Source organism: Thauera phenylacetica B4P, from assembly GCF_000310225.1.
Lineage (GTDB): Bacteria > Pseudomonadota > Gammaproteobacteria > Burkholderiales > Rhodocyclaceae > Thauera > Thauera phenylacetica.
Genome location: NZ_AMXF01000085.1, coordinates 1 through 15,992 on the forward strand (window position 1 = coordinate 1; position 15,992 = coordinate 15,992).

Annotated in this window: 15 protein-coding genes and 1 pseudogene; 6 read left to right on the forward strand and 10 right to left on the reverse strand. The window is 69.4% G+C overall.

The annotated features are described in order from the left end of the window. From C667_RS12135 to cobS, 5 genes and pseudogenes are all read right to left on the reverse strand, one after another. Positions 1-197 (reverse strand): annotated as a pseudogene (locus C667_RS12135) (Tim44 domain-containing protein); the annotation flags it as partial. A gap of 18 nt (positions 198-215) precedes the next feature. Then, the gene (gene ubiE / locus C667_RS12140; RefSeq protein ID WP_004364352.1) at positions 216-953 is read right to left on the reverse strand and encodes a bifunctional demethylmenaquinone methyltransferase/2-methoxy-6-polyprenyl-1,4-benzoquinol methylase UbiE; all 738 of its coding nucleotides are present in this window, start codon (positions 951-953) and stop codon (positions 216-218) included. A 7-nt stretch (positions 954-960) separates the two neighbouring features. Then, positions 961-1,383 (reverse strand): gamma-butyrobetaine hydroxylase family protein, encoded by a 423-nt coding sequence (locus C667_RS12145; RefSeq protein WP_004364354.1) that lies wholly within the window; start codon positions 1,381-1,383, stop codon positions 961-963. A gap of 94 nt (positions 1,384-1,477) precedes the next feature. Next, positions 1,478-3,262: a cobaltochelatase CobT-related protein gene (locus C667_RS12150; protein WP_004364356.1), complete on the reverse strand. Its 1,785-nt coding sequence runs from the start codon at positions 3,260-3,262 to the stop codon at positions 1,478-1,480. 40 nt (positions 3,263-3,302) lie between these two features. Further along, positions 3,303-4,295: a cobaltochelatase subunit CobS gene (gene cobS / locus C667_RS12155; RefSeq protein WP_004364358.1), complete on the reverse strand. Its 993-nt coding sequence runs from the start codon at positions 4,293-4,295 to the stop codon at positions 3,303-3,305. A gap of 240 nt (positions 4,296-4,535) precedes the next feature. Between cobS and C667_RS12160 the strand changes: the two genes are divergently transcribed. The 6 genes from C667_RS12160 to phoR all read left to right on the forward strand — a co-directional run bounded on the left by C667_RS12160 (position 4,536) and on the right by phoR (position 11,016). Next, entirely contained in the window at positions 4,536-5,030 is a 495-nt protein-coding gene (locus C667_RS12160; protein WP_004364360.1) for a MarR family winged helix-turn-helix transcriptional regulator, read from the forward strand. A gap of 10 nt (positions 5,031-5,040) precedes the next feature. Next, positions 5,041-5,526, forward strand: a complete 486-nt coding sequence (hcrC, locus tag C667_RS12165; protein ID WP_004364362.1) for a 4-hydroxybenzoyl-CoA reductase subunit gamma — start codon at positions 5,041-5,043, stop codon at positions 5,524-5,526. After that, entirely contained in the window at positions 5,523-7,832 is a 2,310-nt protein-coding gene (gene hcrA, locus C667_RS12170) for a 4-hydroxybenzoyl-CoA reductase subunit alpha (protein ID WP_039921422.1), read from the forward strand. Before hcrC ends, hcrA begins: the two co-directional genes overlap by 4 nt. After that, positions 7,829-8,803: a 4-hydroxybenzoyl-CoA reductase subunit beta gene (gene hcrB / locus C667_RS12175; protein WP_004364366.1), complete on the forward strand. Its 975-nt coding sequence runs from the start codon at positions 7,829-7,831 to the stop codon at positions 8,801-8,803. Before hcrA ends, hcrB begins: the two co-directional genes overlap by 4 nt. A gap of 165 nt (positions 8,804-8,968) precedes the next feature. Then, entirely contained in the window at positions 8,969-9,676 is a 708-nt protein-coding gene (gene phoB, locus C667_RS12180) for a phosphate regulon transcriptional regulator PhoB (protein ID WP_004364369.1), read from the forward strand. Positions 9,677-9,699: 23 nt separating this feature from the next. Next, positions 9,700-11,016 (forward strand): phosphate regulon sensor histidine kinase PhoR, encoded by a 1,317-nt coding sequence (gene phoR / locus C667_RS12185; protein ID WP_004364371.1) that lies wholly within the window; start codon positions 9,700-9,702, stop codon positions 11,014-11,016. Here the strand turns inward: phoR and C667_RS12190 are convergent. From C667_RS12190 to C667_RS12210, 5 genes are all read right to left on the reverse strand, one after another. Continuing rightward, positions 11,003-12,622, reverse strand: coding sequence for a cyclic-di-GMP receptor FimW-related protein (locus C667_RS12190; RefSeq protein WP_004364372.1), 1,620 nt, complete (start codon positions 12,620-12,622; stop codon positions 11,003-11,005). The two genes, phoR and C667_RS12190, sit on opposite strands and share 14 nt — an antisense overlap. A 14-nt stretch (positions 12,623-12,636) precedes the next feature. Further along, complete coding sequence (locus C667_RS12195) at positions 12,637-13,056, reverse strand: HIT family protein (RefSeq protein ID WP_004364373.1); 420 nt, start codon at positions 13,054-13,056, stop codon at positions 12,637-12,639. A gap of 78 nt (positions 13,057-13,134) precedes the next feature. Beyond that, entirely contained in the window at positions 13,135-13,968 is an 834-nt protein-coding gene (locus tag C667_RS12200; RefSeq protein ID WP_004364374.1) for a class II glutamine amidotransferase, read from the reverse strand. A 33-nt stretch (positions 13,969-14,001) separates the two neighbouring features. Next, on the reverse strand, positions 14,002-15,474 hold the full coding sequence (gene gatB / locus C667_RS12205; RefSeq protein WP_004364375.1) for an Asp-tRNA(Asn)/Glu-tRNA(Gln) amidotransferase subunit GatB: 1,473 nt from the start codon (positions 15,472-15,474) through the stop codon (positions 14,002-14,004). Between the two features lie 32 nt (positions 15,475-15,506). Continuing rightward, on the reverse strand, positions 15,507-15,992 hold a 486-nt coding region (locus C667_RS12210; protein ID WP_004364376.1), incomplete at its 5' end, for a hypothetical protein.

A 15,992-nucleotide genomic window follows, 5' to 3' on the forward strand; every position in this document is an offset into this window, starting at 1 on the left:
GGCTGCGCGGCCGCGGTGGCCGCGCCGGCGGCGGGCGCCTGCTGCTGGGTCGCAGCGGGCTGGCGTTGCGCAGGCGGCGTGGCCTGGCGCTGCATGCCGAAGCTGCTGCCACTGCCGAGGCGCTTGGCCTCGGCTTCGGTGGCCGTGAAGCCGAAGGACATCACGGCGACGATCAGGGTGAGGAAGAGCTGCTTCATCTGTCGGGGTCTCCTGGTTCAGATCTTGTAACCGCGGTGCAGGGCAACGACCCCGGCACTCAGGTTGAAGTAGTCGACCCGCGAGAGGCCGGCTTGTTCCATCAACGCCTTCAATTCTTCCTGCCCGGGGTGCATGCGGATGGATTCGGCCAGGTAGCGGTAGCTCTCGGCGTCGTTGGCGACCTTCTCGCCCATCCACGGCAGCAGCTTGAAGGAGTAGAGGTCGTAGAGCGGCGACAGCGGCTTCCACACGCGCGAGAACTCCAGCACGAGCAGGCGGCCGCCGGGGCGCAGCACGCGGCGCATCTCGGCCAGCGCGACGTCCTTGTGGGTCATGTTGCGCAGGCCGAAGGCCACGGTGACGCAGTCGAACCAGTCGTCGGGGAAGGGCAGCTTCTCGGCGTTGCACTGCGCGGCGGGCATCGCGAGGCCGTGGTCGATCATGCGGTCGCGGCCGCGCGCCAGCATGGCGTGGTTGATGTCGGTGAGCCAGACCTGGCCGCTGCGCCCGACCTTCTTTGCGAAGGCGAGCGAGAGGTCGGCGGTGCCACCGGCGACGTCGAGCACGCGGTCGCCCTCGCGCACGCCCGAGACCTGGATGGTGAAGTGCTTCCACAGCCGGTGCAGGCCGAACGACATGAGGTCGTTCATCACGTCGTACTTTTGCGCCACCGAGGAAAACACCTCGGCGACCTTCTTTTCCTTCAGCTCTTCGGCCACGGTCTGGAAGCCGAAGTGGGTCGTCTTGTCGCTCATGATCTGCTCAGTGATGGTGGCCGCAGCCGCCCTTGGTCGGCGGGGGCGGGACCTTGGACGGATCGCGGGTGCCGCCCGCGCGCTCCAGGGCCTCCAGATAGTTGTTCCACAGCTCTTCCTGGCTACGTCCGATCGCGAACAGGTAGTCCCAGGAGTACAGGCCGCTGTCGTGGCCGTCCGAGAAGGTGGGCTTGATGGCGTAGTTGCCGACGGGGGCGAGGTCCACGATGTCCACGTCGCGCTTGCCCTGCTGCAGGGTCTCCTGCCCCGGGCCGTGGCCGCGCACCTCGGCCGAGGGTGAATACACGCGCAGGAACTCGAACGGCAGCTCGAAGCGGCTGCCGTCGTCGAAGGCGACTTCGAGCGTCTTGCGGTCGCGATGGACGATGATGTCGGTGGGCGTCGGGGTGTTTTCGTCGAGTCCGGCCATGGCGTCGGTCCGCTTGCGAGGGGGCCCAATCATACCCGAATCGCCGCTGCGCCGTTTCGATGCCCGGCGGCCCGGGGGGCTCGCGAGCCGGGGCTCAGACGCGCTCGTCGAACAGGCGAGACAGCTGCTCGAGCAAGGCGGCGCCGAGCTCGTCGGCGTCCCGCAGGGTGAGCGCGCGGCGGTAATGGCGGGTGACGTCGTGGCCGATGCCGATGGCCAGCAGCTCGACCGGCGAGCGCTGCTCGATCCAGGCGATCACCTCGTGGAGGTGGCGTTCCAGGTAATCGCCCGGGTTGGCCGACAGCGTGGCGTTGTCCGCCGGCGCGCCATCCGACACGACGACGAGGATGCGCCGCGCCTCGGGGCGGGCGAGCAGGCGGCGGTGCGCCCACAGCAGGGCCTCGCCGTCGATGTTCTCCTTGGGGAGGCCGTCGCGCAGCATCAGGCCCAGGTTCTTGCGCGCACGCCGCCACGGCGTGTCCGCAGCCTTGTAGATGATGTGGCGCAATTCGGCCAGCCGCCCCGGGGCGGACGCCCGGCCGTCGCGCTCCCATTGCTCGCGGGCGCGCCCGCCCTTCCAGGTGCGCGTGGTGAAGCCGAGGATCTCGACCTGGATGCCGCAGCGCTCCAGCGTGCGGGCGAGGATGTCGGCGCTCATCGCCGCCACCGCGAGCGGACGACCGCGCATCGAGCTGGAGTTGTCGATCAGCAGGCCGACCACGGTGTCGCGGAAGGCCGATGCCTTCTCCATCCTGAACGACAGGCCATGATCGGGGCTGACGACGATGCGCTCGAGTCGCCCGGGGTCGAGCAAGCCCTCCTCGAGGTCGAAGGCCCAGTCGCGCATCTGCCTGGCCTGCAGGCGCCGCTGCAGGCGGCTGGCCAGGCGGCCGACGAGTTCGGGCAGACGCGCCAGCTCGCGGTCCAGGCGGGCGCGCAGGCGGTGCAGCTCGGACGCGTCGCAGAGCTCCTCCGCGCCCACGGTCTGGTCGAAGGCCGTGGTATAGGCACGGTAGGACGCGCCCTGGCCCCGCGGAGGCGTGCTGTCGGGCACCGGGTCGCCCGCGTCCGCGTCCGCCCGCTCCGGCGCGCCAGCCAGGTCTGCCGCCGCAGCCCGCTCGCCCTCGCATCGTCCGGGCGTCGCCTGGCGGAGTGCCGGCTGGGCATCCGAAGCGGCCAACCTGCCCGCCCGCGGTTGCTGCGGGGCCTCCTCTTCGCCCGCTGCGGCCTCGCAGCGGGCGAGCTTGCGCTGCTCGCGGGGCTCGCTGCCGGGGCCGCCCAGGTCGAGCGCCCCGATCAGCTCCCGCAGTCCGGCGGCGAAGCTGCGCTCTTCACGAAGGTGCGCACGCAGGGCATCGAGGCGCGGCGCGACCCGGGTGTCGAAGAAGGGGCGCCACAGCTCGACCATGGCCTGTGCCGCCGGTGGGGGCGGCGAGCCGCACAGGCGTTCGCGCGCGAGGACGCGCAGCGCCTCGGCGAGCGGAACCTGTTCCCGGCGGGTCGCGCGATCGAACTTCCTGTCCCGGCAGTGCTGGTCGATCATGGCGGTGATATTGGCATCCACCCCGGGCATCCTGCGCTGCCCCAGTGCTTCGACGCGTGCCTGTTCGATGGCCTCGTAGGCCGCACGCGCGTGCTTGCCTTCCAGCTCGTCCACCGCATGGAGGCGCGCCTCGTGGTAGCGCAGGCGCAAGGCCTGCGCGTCGGCCCGGCCGCGCAGGCGGACAATCTCGGCCATCGTGAGTAGAGACGGTGGCGGGCCGGGCGGGGTGTCGCCCGCAGCGGACGGATTGCCGGCGGCCGGGGCGCGTCCGGCGATCGCACGCATCGTGCTGTCGACCGCCTGCACGAAGACGGCCGTGGTCCCGGTCCCGTGCATCGATCGGGGGTGAGCGCGCGCGTCGGCCATGATGCCGCGATCAGCCCGCGGGCATGCGCGGGTCGAGCAGCTCCTCGCCGAAGCAGCGCTGGTAATACTCAGCGACCATGGCGCGCTCGATCTCGTCGCATCGGTTCAGGAAGCTGACACGGAAGGCGAAGCGGAGATCCCCGAAGATCAAGGCGTTCTCGGCCCAGGTCAGCACCGTGCGCGGGGACATGACGGTGGACAGGTCTGCGTTGATGAACCCGCTGCGGGTAAGGCCGGCCAGCGTCACCATGGCGCCGACGCGGGTTCGTCCTTCGCGGGTGTCGTAGGCGGGCATCTTGGCCACGACGATCTCCACCTCGGCTTCGTGTTCGAGGTAGTTCAGGGTCGCCACGATGTTCCAGCGGTCCATCTGGGCCTGGTTGATCTGTTGCGTCCCGTGATACAGCCCGGTGGTGTCGCCCAGGCCGATCGTGTTGGCGGTGGCGAACAGGCGGAACGCCGGATGCGGGCGGATCACCCGCGACTGGTCGAGCAGCGTGAGCCTGCCCTCGACCTCCAGCACGCGCTGGATCACGAACATCACGTCGGGGCGGCCGGCGTCGTATTCGTCGAAGACCAGCGCGCAGGCATGTTGCAGCGCCCAGGGCAGGATGCCCTCGCGGAATTCGGTCACCTGCTTGCCGTCGCGCAGCACGATGGCGTCCTTGCCGATCAGGTCGATGCGGCTCACGTGGCTGTCGAGGTTCACGCGCACGCACGGCCAGTTCAAGCGCGCGGCCACCTGTTCGATGTGGGTCGATTTACCGGTGCCGTGATAGCCCTGGATCATCACCCGCCGGTTGAAGGCGAAGCCCGCAAGGATGGCCATCGTGGTGTCGGGGTCGAAGCGGTAGGTGTCGTCGCGCTGCGGTACATGCTCGCTGCCTTCGCTGAAGGCCGGAACCCGCATGTCGGTATCCAGCCCGAAGCGCTCGCGTACCGAGCATTCGGTATCGGGCGTTGTCGCGAGGCTCCCTGCGACGGGGGACGAGGTCTCGGTCATGGGGTGTTCCCGGAAGCGTAGGAAGCAAGGGTGGGGCGGGTGAGCGCGCAATCACTATGCGTACGGGCGAATGGCTTGACAAGCGCACGTGCGCGAGTCGCTCGGCAAGCTGGAAACGTCCGGACAGGACTGCCCCGGGCGCACGCTCCGGAAACGGCTGGCGAGCGAGTCAAAATTTTGTTGCTTAAATAGGTGGACTGGTCAACAATTTGAACAAGAACACATGGAGAGTCAATAGAAATGCAACCGCAAGGCGCGACCCCGGTCAGGCAGGCGGCGCTGGTCCATGGCCCCATGGCGGACGAGCTCGGCTTTCACCTGCGCCGTGCCCAGATTGCCGCGTTCAGGCATTTCGCCCATGCCATCAGCGCTGCGGAGGGGATCACGCCGGGCCTCTACGGCATGCTCCAGGCGATCGCCAACAACCCCGGACTGAGCCAGAGCGCGCTGGCGGTCGCCATGGACGTCGACCGTTCCTCGATCGTCAAGGTGGTCGATCAGCTGGAGGAAAAGGGCTTGATCGTCCGCGACGCCTCTCCGACCGACCGCCGGCGCTACCGGCTGCACATGACGGTAACCGGCACGCAGGTGCTAGATCGCATCGAGGATGCGGTCATGCGCCAGGACCGGGCGTTCTCTGCACGCCTCGACGAGGCAGAGCGTGCCACCTTGATCGATTTTCTGAAGCGGCTTTATCAGCCGGACAGTGAACCCCCGACGCTTGCGCGGGAATAGGAGCCCGACCTTGAAGAACATCCTTCGCCTGACCCTCAACGGTCGTCTCCGTGAGGACCTCGTTCCCGACAACATGCTGCTGCTCGATTACCTGCGCGAGGCGGTCGGCCTGACCGGCACCAAGCAAGGTTGCGATGGCGGCGAATGTGGCGCCTGCACCGTCCTGGTGGACGATCGCCCGCGCCTGGCCTGCTCGACCCTGGCCCACCAGGTCGCGGGCAGGAAGGTCGAGACCGTCGAGTCGCTGTCGACCCAAGGCACGCTCTCGAAGCTGCAGGCCGCGTTCCACGAGAAGCTGGGCACTCAGTGCGGCTTCTGCACGCCGGGCATGCTGATGGCCTCCGAAGCGCTGCTGCGCAAGAACCCCGATCCCTCGCGCGAGGAGATCAAGACCGCTCTGGCCGGCAATCTGTGCCGCTGCACCGGCTACGTGAAGATCATCGAGTCCGTGGAGGTCGCGGCGGCGGCGCGGCTGTGCGCGGAGGAGGCGAAATGAACCCGAGGTTCCCCAGGAATGGCACGGTCGGCGCCCGCACACCCTTGGTCGACGGGGTCGAGAAGGTCACCGGCAAGGCCAAGTACACGGCGGACATCGCCGCTCCCGACGCCCTGGTCGGACGCATCCTGCGCTCGCCGCACGCGCATGCCCGCATCCTGTCCATCGACACCGCGGCGGCCGAGGCGCTGGAGGGCGTGGCCGCGGTCTGCACCGGGGCGGAGACTCCGGTGCCGTTCGGTGTGCTGCCCATCGCCGAGAACGAATACCCGCTCGCACGCGAGAAGGTGCGTTACCGCGGCGATCCGGTGGCTGCGGTCGCCGCCATCGACGAGCTCACCGCGGAAAAGGCGCTCGGGCTGATTCGGGTCGAGTACGAAGTCCTGCCCGCCTACTTCACCCCCAAGGCGGCGAGGAAGGCGGGCGCGCTCGCCATCCACGACGACAAGCCCAACAACGTGCTGCGCGAGGTTCACGCCGAATTCGGCGACGTCGCCGCGGCCTTCGCCGAAGCCGACCTGATCCGCGCAAAGACCTACACCTACGCCGAGGTCAACCACGTCCACATGGAGCTCAACGCCACGCTGGCCGAGTACGACCCGGTGCGCGACATGCTGACGCTGAACACCACCACCCAGGTGCCCTACTACGTGCACCTGAAGGTGGCGGCCTGCCTGCAGATGGACTCGGCGCGGATCCGGGTGATCAAGCCTTTCCTCGGCGGCGGCTTCGGGGCGCGCACCGAGGCGCTGCACTTCGAGATCATCGCCGCCCTGCTGGCACGCAAGGCCAAGGGCACGGTACGCCTGCTGCAGACCCGCGAGGAGACCTTCATCGCGCATCGTGGCCGTCCATGGACGGAAGTGAAGATGAAGATCGGCCTGAAGAAGGATGGGAAGATCGCCGCGCTGGCGCTGGAGGCTACCCAGGCCGGCGGTGCGTATGCCGGCTACGGCATCATCACCATCCTCTACACCGGTGCGCTGATGCACGGGCTCTACCACATCCCGGCGATCAAGCACGACGCCTGGCGTGTCTACACCAATCTGCCGCCCTGTGGCGCGATGCGCGGGCATGGCACGGTCGACACCCGGGCAGCTTTCGAGGCCTTGCTCACCGAGATGGCCGAGGAGCTCGGCATCGATTCGATCCGGATCCGCCAGATCAACATGCTGCCGCAGATCCCCTACGTCACCCTGTACGCTCAGCGGGTGATGAGCTACGGCGTGCCGGAATGCCTGGAGAAGGTCAAGACGGCCTCGGGCTGGGAAGAGCGCAAGGGCAAGCTGCCCAAGGGGCGCGGCCTCGGCATCGCGCTGTCGCATTTCGTGTCGGGCACCTCGACTCCGAAGCACTGGACCGGCGAGCCGCATGCCACCGTCAACCTGAAGCTCGACTTCGACGGTGGCATCACCTTGCTCACCGGCGCCGCCGACATCGGCCAGGGCTCCAACACCATGGCCTCGCAGGTGGCCGCCGAGGTGCTCGGTGTGCGTCTCGACCGCATCCGGGTCATCTCCGCCGACAGCGCGCTGACCCCGAAGGACAACGGTTCGTACTCGTCGCGCGTCACCTTCATGGTCGGCAACGCGTCGATCTCCGCCGCCGAGGAGCTCAAGGGCATCCTGGTCAAGGCGGCGGCGAAGAAGCTCGACGCCCGCGAGGAAGACATCGAGGTCATCGACGAGCTGTTCATGGTCTCAGGGAGCCAGGATCCCGGGCTCACGTTCCAGGAGGTCGTGAAGGCCGCGATGGTCGACTCCGGCACCATCACCGTGAAGGGCACCTTCACCTGCCCGACCGAGTTCCAGGGCGACAAGAACATCCGCGGCAGCGCGATCGGTGCGACGATGGGCTTTTGCTACGCCGCCCAGGTCGTGGAGGCTTCGGTGGACGAGATCACCGGCAAGGTCACCGCGCACAAGGTGTGGGTGGCGGTCGATGTGGGCAAGGCGCTCAACCCCCTCGCGGTGGAGGGCCAGACGCAAGGGGGCGTGTGGATGGGCATGGGTCAGGCCTTGTCGGAGGAGACCGCGTATGACAAGGGGCGGATGGTGCACGGCAACATCCTCGACTACCGCGTTCCCACCATGATGGAGAGCCCGGACATCGAGGTGATCATCGTCGAGAGCCTCGACCCCAACGGCCCGTTCGGCGCCAAGGAAGCCTCGGAGGGCATGCTGGCCGGCTTCCTTCCCGCCATCCAGGAGGCGGTGTATGAAGCGGTCGGCGTGCGCGCCACCGATTTCCCGCTCAGCCCCGACCGCATCACCGACCTGCTCGACGCCAAGGAAGCCGCAGCATGAACATCCTCGCCGATTTCCGCACCCAACGCCCCGCGACCCTGGCCGACGCGGTCAGCGCCCTCGCCGCCGAGGGCGCCGTTCCCCTGGCCGCCGGCACCGACCTGCTGCCCAACCTCCGCCGTGGCCTGGGCCGACCCGCAGCCCTGGTGGACCTGACCGGAGTCGATGGCCTGGGCGCCATCTCCACCCTCGCCGACGGCAGCCTGCGCATCGGCGCGGCCGCCACGCTGGAGGCCATCGCTGAGCACGCGCTCGTCCGGGCGAGCTGGCCCGCGCTGTCCCAGGCCGCCGAGGCGGTGGCGGGACCGACCCATCGCGCCGCCGCCACCCTGGGCGGCAACCTTTGCCAGGACACGCGCTGCATCTTCTACAACCAGAGCGAGTGGTGGCGTGCCGGTAACGGCTACTGCCTCAAGTATCAAGGCGACACGTGTCACGTCATCGTGAAGAACGACCGCTGCTACGCCACCTACCACGGTGACGTCGCCCCCGCGCTGATGGTGCTGGACGCCCGCGCCGAGATCGTGGGTCCCGGTGGCCGGCGCAGCGTGGCGGTGGCCGAGTTGTTCAGCGAAGACGGTGCCGAGCATCTCACCCTGAAGCCGGGTGAGCTGGTCGCCGCGGTCGAAGTCCCGCCTGCCGCCGGCTGGAAAGCCGCCTACGCCAAGGCCCGCATTCGCGACGCCATCGACTTTCCGCTCGCGGGCGTCGCGGTCGCCTTGCGCCGTGATGGAGACCTCATCGCCGGGCTGAAGGTAGCGATCACCGGCTCCAATTCCGCTCCGCTGTCCGTTCCCACGGACGCGCTGGTGGGTGGGTCCTGGAACGCCGAAGCGGCCGCGACCCTGGCCCAGCTCGTACGGAAGACTTCGAACGTGCTCAAGACCACCGTCGCCGGCGTGGGCTACCGGCGCCGGGTGCTGCTGGCGCTGGCGCCGCGGACGGTCGACGCGCTCTGGCAGGGAGGCTGAACCCCGGGAGGCCGGTGCTCCGACCCCGTTCGCCCCGCCCCGCGCCTCCCTGTCCGGTTCGGTCAGGGAGGCGCGTGGGTATTGCGCATTGCGCTTCGATGACGTGTCATCAAAGCGTCAAGGAGCTGCAATACACTTCACGGGCATTTTTCAGGGAGCACAGGCATGCCAGCGAACATACTGCTCGTGGAAGACGAGCCGGCGATCCAGGAGCTGATCGCGGCGAACCTCGCCCGCGCCGGCCATCACGTGGTGCGCGCCAACGACGCCGAGAGCGCGCAGCGCATCGTGCGCGAGGCGCTACCCGATCTGGTGCTGCTGGACTGGATGCTGCCCGGCGCCTCGGGCGTCGAGTTCGCTCGCCGGCTGCGCGCCGACGAACGCACCAGCGACATCCCCATCATCATGCTGACCGCGCGCGGCGAGGAGCAGGACAAGGTCAGCGCGCTCGAGATCGGCGCAGACGACTACGTCACCAAGCCCTTCAGCCCGCGCGAGCTGGTCGCGCGCATCAAGGCGGTGCTGCGCCGGCGCGCGCCGCAGACGACCGAGGACGTGGTCGAGCTCGGCGGCCTGCGCCTGGACCCCGCCACCCACCGCGTCAGCGCGGGCGAGACCGCGCTCGCGCTCGGGCCCACCGAGTTCCGCCTGCTGCATTTCCTCATGACCCACCCCGAGCGCGTGCATTCGCGCGCCCAGCTGCTCGACCAGGTGTGGGGCGACCATGTCTTCGTCGAGGAGCGCACCGTCGATGTGCACATCCGCCGCCTGCGCTGCGCGCTCGAGCCCAGCCTGCACGATGCGCTGATCCAGACCGTGCGCGGTAGCGGCTACCGTTTCTCGGTGCACACTACGCAGGCCGCCGCCTCCTGAGCGCTTCGCCGCTCCGCTCCCAAGTGATCCGCCGCCCGCTCAGCTTCGTCACCCTCGTCATCGTCCTCCCCCTGGGCACGCTCATGGTGCTCGCGGCGCTGGCGGTCGCCTACCGCGGCAGCGCCGCTGCGCTGGCCCTGCTGGTGGTCGGGCTCGTCGGCTGGGCGATCATGCTGGTGCGCAACCTGCGCCTGCTCGTCACCTGGGCGCGCCAGCCCGTCGGCACCCCGGTGCCGCAGGCCGAAGGGCTGTGGGGACGCATCTTCGCCGAGGTCGGCGATCGCCTGCAGCGCGAATGCGAGGTCAAGGAGCGCCTCTCGGCCGAGCTTGCCCGCTTCCAGCAGGCCGCGCAGGCGATGCCGGAGGGGGTGATCTACCTGGCTGAAGACGACGCCATCGAGTGGATGAATCCGATGGCCGAGCAGCACTTCGACCTCGATCGTCGCAAGGACCTGCGCATGGCGCTGCCGGGTCTGGTACGCCAGCCCGAGTTCGTCGCTTATCTCGCCGCGCGCGAGTACGCCGAGCCGCTGGTGATGCGCTCGCTGCGCCGGCGCGAGCGCAGCCTGCAGGTGCAGGTGATCGCCTTCGCCGGCAACCGGCGCATGGTGCTGTCGCGCGATGTCTCCCAGCTCGAGCGCCTGGAGACGATGCGGCGAGACTTCGTCTCCAACGTGTCGCACGAGCTGCGGACGCCGCTCACCGTGGTCGGCGGCTTCCTCGAGATGCTGATCGACGGCGTTGACGACTTCACGCGCGACGAGGTGCTGCAGTACCTGAGTCTCGCCAGCGAGCAGTCCTCGCGCATGCAGCGCCTGATCGAGGAGCTGCTGACCCTGTCCGCACTCGAGACCGGCGCGCCTGCGCCCGCCGAGGAGCAGGTCGACGCGCAGGCGCTGGTGCGCGACGTGGTGCGCGACTGCGAGCTGCTGTCGGCGGGCCGCCACGAGGTGAGCCTGGTGCTCGAGGGGGGCGGCGAACTCCTCGGCAGCCACAAGGAGCTGCGCAGTGCCTTTTCCAACCTCGCCAGCAACGCGGTGCGCTACACGCCGGCCGGCGGCCACATCGAGATCGGTTGGCGTGCCGGCGCGGGCGGTGGCGAGTTCTGGGTGGCGGATGACGGCATCGGCATCGACCCGGTGCACATCCCGCGCCTGACCGAACGCTTCTACCGCGTGGATCGCGGGCGCTCCCGCGAGACCGGCGGCACCGGGCTCGGCCTCGCGATCGTCAAGCACGTCACCACTCGCCACCAGGGCGAACTCTCGATCGACAGCGAACCGGGCCGGGGCAGCCGCTTCGTGCTGCGCTTTCCGCCAGTGCGAATCAGGCTGGGCTGAGCTCCTGTTCGACCGCCTCGAAGCTGCACTGGTCGAAGTTGGCGCCGCGCATCAGCACCTTGAGCAGGCGCACCTGCTGGCGCTCCCCGCCGTCCTGCACATCGAGGATGCGGTCCTTCTTGAACCAGGTGGGCGGCAGCACCAGCGCGCCGGCGGTCTTGAGCGCGGGCGAGGGTGGCAGCATGAAGGCCTGGTGGAAGGGCTCGCGGGATCCCGCGCGCGCGATCGTGCGTCGCACCCCGACCACCCGTGGCACCCCGGGCAGCACGTTGATGCCGACTTCGAGCGTGCCGTCGGTGCGGTACATCAGCCAGCTCAGGTCGGCGATCAGCAGCTGGTCGGCGTCGGGCGGGCGGATGCCGACCAGCTGGTGGTGGTCCAGGCGTGTGCCGTCGCCGCTGCGGCGCAGGCGGAAGCCGCCCACCGACTGGTCCATGAGCTCCCAGCGCTCGCACTCCATGCCCAGGTCCGCCGCCTGCGCCTCGCGCCGCCGGCTCTCCGAGGTGCTGCCATCGACGGTGGCCACGCGCTCGCCGAAGGTGAGCAGGGAGATGTCGTCGCGGAAGGCGCGCGGGCGCTGCTCGGTGACGGGTTGCTGGAAGAGCTCGCCCTTGATCGCGTAGCCGATCGCGAGCCAGTCGCCGGTGAAGTCGATCGCTCCGGATTTCTGCCGGCGTGGAAAACGTCGTCCGGAAGCGGCCAGCCCCCAGGGGCGGTAGAGCGACAGCAGCAGGCGCGCGCTCGAGCTGGCCGAGCAGTCGTTGCCGAGCCCGAGCGAGGCGGGCGTGACGCCGCGCTTGAACTGCGCGAGGACGGCCTGGATCTGGGTGGCGAGCCCGCTGCCGTCGAAGCGCAGCACCGTGGGTGTGCGCGCCAGCAGGCCGAGCGGGCGCAGGCCGCTGTCGCCGTCGGTGTCGATGCCGTAGCTACTGGGCTTGTGGCCTTCGATGCCGGCATCGAGCGTGCAATAGGGCGCGAAGCGCTGCGCCCAGCGCACGACCCAGTTCAGTTCGCGCTCGCCGCGGCCATAGGGGTTGGCAAGCTCGACGAGCTGGGTGGCGACGTAGGCTTCCTGGGCGCTCTGTGCCCGCCACACCTCGTTGAGCGGATCGGTCACGCGCACCTGCGCCATGCCGTTGCGCACGGCGTCGTCGTAGGCCACATGCACCGAGCGCCACAGGCCCTGCGGGAGCTCGAGGTGGGCACGGTAGTACTCCACCAGCACGAGACCCTCGTAGAACACCCGGCGCTGGGCGAGCAGCGCACGCTGGTCGTCTAGCGTGCCTTCGCGGGCGTCGGCGTCGGCGATGCGCGCGTACGAATGCGCCACCGCCTTCCACAGCGCGACCACGCGTTCGAGCGCTCCGCCTTCGCCGGTGCGTGCCGGCCCTTGCGGATGGATCGCATACACGTGCGCCATCTCGCCCTGCACGAAGGCGAGCGTCTCGCGCGCCGCCTCCAGCACCTCGAGGTGCTGGTTGGGCGCAGGCGAGGCCTCGAGCAGGCCGTTGACGATGCGGGTCAGGCTGGCATGCGTGGCGCGGAAATCGGTCGGGTGCAGCTTCTGCAGCAGGGCGAGGCAGACTGCGGGCTGGCTGTAGTCCATGGCTTCGCGCGTCCTCAGTCCGGTCCGCCGGGGTGCAGCGCGCCGTCGATCGCGCGCGCGAGCGGGACCGCGTCGGCCGCGGGGTGGACCACGCCTTCGCGCTGCGGCGCGCCCCACACCGACTCGGGGAAATGGCGATCGTCGCGGTAGCGCGGGATCACGTGCCAGTGCAGGTGCGGCACCATGTTGCCGAAGCTGGCGAGGTTGATCTTGTCGGGGTCGAGCAGGTTGCGCAGCGCGGCCTCGGTGGCCATCACCACGTCGAGCAGGTGGCGGCGGTCGGCGGGCGAGAGGTCGGTCATCTCGGCCACATGCTCGCCCCACACCACCCGGCAGAAGCCCGGATGGGCGGCATCATCGACGCGGATGACGCGGCAGCGCTCGTCCTCCCAGAGGGTGAGTTCGGACGGCAGGGCGCACAGGGGGCAATCCATGAGGGCTTCTCGGTCGGCTGCGGAGGGTTCGACGGGCTTTCAATCTAGGCCCGAAAACAGGAGGTGGGCGAGGAACTGTTACGCACTCGCGCTGCGGTCGTCGCCGCGACGTGGGTAATCCTGCGCCACCGTGGCGGTTTCGCCCAGCGTGACCGTCTCGCCGTCGCGGAAGGCGACCAGGTTGCCCGGCGGGATCTGTGCCCAGTGTTCGTTATCGGTGAGCGGCGTCGTGGCGATCACCGCGACGCGGTCCTGCGGACCGGTGAGGCGGCGGAAATCCACCGTGAGGTCCTCGTCGGCGAGGTGGGCCTCGGCGAAGGGCGCGCGCCGGACGATGTAGCACAGCCGTGACGAGCAGTGCGCGAACAGCCAGTCGCCGTCCGAGAGCAGGAAGTTGAATTCGCCGCGGCTGCCGATCTCGCGCGCGAGCTCGCGCAGCGCCGCGTGCAGCTCCGCGGGCGCGGGCTTGCCGGCCGGAAAGCGCGCGGCCAGCGTGTCGAGGAGGTGGCAGAAGGCGAGCTCCGAGTCGGTGCTGCCGACCGGCAGGAAGCGCCCCGAGAGCCGCGGCGCAAAGTCCTTCAGGTTGCCGTTGTGGGCGAAGATCCAGTAGCGCCCCCACAGCTCGCGCTGGAAGGGGTGGGTGTTCTCGAGCCGGATGTCACCCTGGGTGGCCTTGCGGATGTGGGCGATGACGTTGAGCGAGCGGATCGGGTAGCGATTCACCAGCTCCGCCACCGGCGAATGCGCGCTCGGCGCCGGGTCGAGGAAGACGCGCACGCCGCGCCCCTCGAAGAAGGCGATCCCCCAGCCGTCGCGGTGGTGGTCGGTGAGTCCGCCGCGCGCGCGGAAGCCCGCGAACGAGAAGCAGATGTCGGTCGGCACGTTGCAGTTCATGCCCAGCAACTGGCACATCGTGGAACCCTCCGTTCGCGGCCGCCGTCCCGCTCAGGCGCCGAGCTTCTTCCTCAGCAGCTCATTGACCTGGGCGGGGCTGGCCTTGCCCTTGCTCGCCTTCATGACCTGGCCGACCAGGGCATTGAAGGCCTTCTCCTTGCCGGCGCGGAACTCCTCCACCGACTTCTGGTTGGCGGCGAGCACCTCGTCGATCATGGCCTCGATCGCGCCGGTATCCGTCACCTGCTTCAGGCCCTGCTTGTCGATGACCTCGCCCGCCGTCACCCCCTCGCCGTTCCACAGCGCCTCGAACACCTTCTTGCCGATCGCGTTGGAGATCGTGTTGTCGGCGATGCGCGCGACCAGCCCGGCGAGCTGCGCGGGCGACACCGGCGACGCGGAGACGTCGAGCTCGGCCTTGTTGAGGCGCGCGGCGAGGTCGCCCATGACCCAGTTGGCGCAGAGTTTTGGCAACTGAGTCGCCTGCGCGGCGCCGGCGGCCGACACCGTGGCCTGGTAGAAGTCGGCGACTTCCTTGGACGCGGTGAGCGTGGTGGCGTCGTAGGCCGACAGGCCCCACGCGTCCATGAAGCGCGCCTTCATCGCCCCCGGCAGCTCGGGCATCCCGGCCTGCACGCGCGCCTTCCACGCGTCGGAAATCATCAGCGGCAGCAGGTCGGGGTCTGGGAAGTAGCGGTAGTCGTGGGCGTCTTCCTTGCTGCGCATCATGCGCGTCTCGCCGGTGTCGGGGTCGAACAGCACGGTGGCCTGCTCGATGCGGCCGCCGTCCTCGAGGGTGTCGATCTGCCACTGCACCTCGTAATCGATCGCCTGCTGCAGGAAGCGGAAGGAGTTGAGGTTCTTGATCTCGCGCCGGGTGCCGAACTCGGTCGCTCCCTTCTTCCGCACCGACACGTTGGCGTCGCAGCGGAAGGAGCCCTCCTGCATGTTGCCGTCGCAGATGTCGATCCAGCGCACCAGCGCGTGCAGCGTGCGGGCGTAGGCCACGGCCTCGGCGGACGAGCGCATGTCGGGCTCGGAGACGATCTCGAGCAGCGGCGTGCCGGCGCGGTTGAGGTCGATGCCGGTCATGCCGTGGAAGTCCTCGTGCAGGCTCTTGCCCGCGTCTTCCTCGAGGTGGGCGCGGGTCAGGCGCACGGTCTTCTCATACGCCGACTCGCCCTCGCCGACGCGGATCGTGATCTCGCCGCCCACCACCACCGGCAGGTCCATCTGGCTGATCTGGTAGCCCTTGGGGAGGTCGGGGTAGAAGTAGTTCTTGCGCGCGAACACGCTCTTCTCGGCGACATGGGCGCCGATCGCCAGGCCGAAGCGGATCGCGCGCTCGACTGCGCCGCGGTTGAGCACCGGCAGCACGCCGGGCAGGGCGATATCCACCGCGCTCGCCTGGCGGTTGGGCTCGGCGCCGAAGGCGGTGCTGGCGCCGGAGAAGATCTTGCTGGCGGTGTTGAGCTGGGCGTGGACTTCCAGCCCGATGACGACTTCCCAATCGGATCGGCTCATGGTGTGTTCTCGTGTCGCGTGTGGCCGTGCGCTCAGTGGCACTGGCCGTTGGTCCGATCGACGATGATCGGCCACAGGTAATCGAAGGCGCCGCGGGTGCAGCGGCTGGCGCAGTTGGCGAAGCCGACGGTGACCGCCTTGCCCTGCTCGAAGATGTCCACCGTGCAGCCGTCGGGCGCGCGCAGCTGCACGCTCGGCTTCTCGCGCGTCTGCGTGAACGGGCCGTGGAAGCTGCAGCTGCCGCGGCGCGGGATGTCGACGTCGGCGTTGAAGGCCTTCACCTTCGACTGCGCCACGTCGAGCGTGATGCGCGTGGTGTAGCCGGCCTCGTCGCGGAAGCGGCAGTCGGCGCGCACGTCGAGCGGACGCCACGGCATCGGGCGCAGGCGCTTGCCGGCCGAGCTCGGGCTGGCGAGCACCTCGTCGCTGACCGGGGCGTCGGAGGGCGGCAGCACCGGCAGCGCGCAGGCGGACAACAGCGCGGCGGCGGCGAGCGCGCCGAGGCGGCCGCCGAGCCT

Coding starts and splice junctions, on each gene's coding strand:
- ubiE (WP_004364352.1), bottom strand. CDS start 953: ATGAGCGACAAGACGACCCACTTCGGCTTCCAGACCGTGGCCGAAGAG.
- C667_RS12200 (WP_004364374.1), bottom strand. CDS start 13,968: ATGTGCCAGTTGCTGGGCATGAACTGCAACGTGCCGACCGACATCTGC.
- hcrB (WP_004364366.1), top strand. CDS start 7,829: ATGAACATCCTCGCCGATTTCCGCACCCAACGCCCCGCGACCCTGGCC.
- cobS (WP_004364358.1), bottom strand. CDS start 4,295: ATGACCGAGACCTCGTCCCCCGTCGCAGGGAGCCTCGCGACAACGCCC.
- C667_RS12160 (WP_004364360.1), top strand. CDS start 4,536: ATGCAACCGCAAGGCGCGACCCCGGTCAGGCAGGCGGCGCTGGTCCAT.
- gatB (WP_004364375.1), bottom strand. CDS start 15,474: ATGAGCCGATCCGATTGGGAAGTCGTCATCGGGCTGGAAGTCCACGCC.
- phoB (WP_004364369.1), top strand. CDS start 8,969: ATGCCAGCGAACATACTGCTCGTGGAAGACGAGCCGGCGATCCAGGAG.
- hcrA (WP_039921422.1), top strand. CDS start 5,523: ATGAACCCGAGGTTCCCCAGGAATGGCACGGTCGGCGCCCGCACACCC.
- C667_RS12145 (WP_004364354.1), bottom strand. CDS start 1,383: ATGGCCGGACTCGACGAAAACACCCCGACGCCCACCGACATCATCGTC.
- C667_RS12190 (WP_004364372.1), bottom strand. CDS start 12,622: ATGGACTACAGCCAGCCCGCAGTCTGCCTCGCCCTGCTGCAGAAGCTG.
- C667_RS12150 (WP_004364356.1), bottom strand. CDS start 3,262: ATGCACGGGACCGGGACCACGGCCGTCTTCGTGCAGGCGGTCGACAGC.
- C667_RS12195 (WP_004364373.1), bottom strand. CDS start 13,056: ATGGATTGCCCCCTGTGCGCCCTGCCGTCCGAACTCACCCTCTGGGAG.